The following is a 1,549-nucleotide window of genomic DNA, read 5'->3' on the forward strand; positions in this document are numbered from 1 at the left end:
GTATAGCGAAGGAGGAGGCATGGGGGGGGGGGTTCTCCGCTTTTAGAGCTCACTGCCTTGCTGCGTGCAGCGATCGTTCCCATGCCCTTCGATTTTTCGCGCACATTCCGATATTTCTCAAGGGCCTTTTCTGTGCCCTCATTCCTTTGCTCCCCCTCCATCTCCGGCAATGCTATTGCCCCTGGCATGCCGGAAGGGGTTCTTCCGTGTCGTTCCTCTTCCTCTGCGTGATGCATACGGTGCGCAGGGAATGCATGCGGAAGCCGACCCCGACATGATGCGAGCCGGCGGAGATCCGCCCCGCTTCCACCGCATCGGGCGGGGTTCCATCCTTCGGGCCGCCTCCCTGCGCGGCCCGAAGGGCTATCCGTTTTCTTGGCGGAAAACGGGATTTGCAGGGTATCTCACAAGGGTCATGGCCGCACGGAAGCGCGCCATGCGCAGGATACGACCATTCAAGGAAGGGAAGGCATGAAGAAGACGATACGCTACCTGATGAGCGTCATTCTGGCGCTCGGGATCTGCATTCCGGGAGGTGCGTTGCAGGCGGCTTTCGCCGATGGGGGCGTTCCCGTGAACGTCACCATCACCAAGTTCCAGATTCTGAATATTAATAAAGAAGAAGTGCACTCAATCTATCAGAGCGATAGGTTCTATCTCGCGATGGATTGGGACGCCAGCGCCGCCGGGACGAACATCCACGAAGGCGACTACTTCGACATCACCCTTCCGGATAACATGAAGTTCCCAGCCGGCACGACCGCGCAAGATTTCGATTTGGAAGACGCCGATGGGAACGTCATTGCGAAGGCCCACGTCACTCCCGGGCCGGGCGATGTTGGCGGCACGGTGCACGTCACCTTCACCAAGGCGGCGGAGAACAAGTACAACGTCAAGGGCACGATGTATCTGGCCGCTCAGTTCGATGAAACGAAGATAATAAAAGACGCGGAAAATATCTTCACCATTACGGTGAATTCTCAGGCGTTCAGCGGTAGCGTGATTGTCGGGGGGAGCAAGCCGCTTCAGGACGAGCCTCTGGCCAAATGGGGCAAGCCCGTACCTGGTCATGAAGATCAGGCCGAATGGAACGTCCGCATCAACCATAAGAAGGCCAATCTTCCCAATGCGGTGGTTTCCGACAGCCTGTCCGGCGGCAACGGTGACGAGCGCTATATCGCGGACAGCTTCAAGCTTCTCGAGGTCGAGTTCAACGAATACGGGGGTATCGCTCAAGAGATTCAAACAATCGATCTGACAGACAAGCTGCAGATAGCCCCCGACGGCCGGTCGTTCACCATCAATCTGGGGAACGTGAACGGCAAGCAGTACCGTTTGTATTACAAGTCGACGTACCATGCGGGCACGGTTCTCAAGAATAAAGCGACCCTTGATGCGTCGTCGACTCATAAAGAGGTTTCCTCTTCCTACCAGTCCGCCAACTCCGGCGGCACCGCCGGCGGCGACCTGGCGAGCAAGATCAAGCTGACCAAGGTCGACGCCGACGACAACGCGGTCGTGCTCAAGAACGCCGTGTTCACGGTGACCA

1 protein-coding gene is annotated in these 1,549 nt (G+C 57.6%); it reads left to right on the forward strand.

Annotation, left to right across the window (positions count from 1 at the left end; all coding sequences use genetic code 11):
- Nucleotides 1-471: 471 nt before the first annotated feature.
- The coding region (locus HMPREF1155_RS05240) for an Ig-like domain-containing protein (protein ID WP_009078111.1) at nucleotides 472-1,549 on the forward strand (1,078 nt) is incomplete at its 3' end.

Source organism: Slackia sp. CM382 (genome assembly GCF_000293015.1).
Taxonomy (GTDB): Bacteria; Actinomycetota; Coriobacteriia; order Coriobacteriales; family Eggerthellaceae; genus Slackia; species Slackia exigua.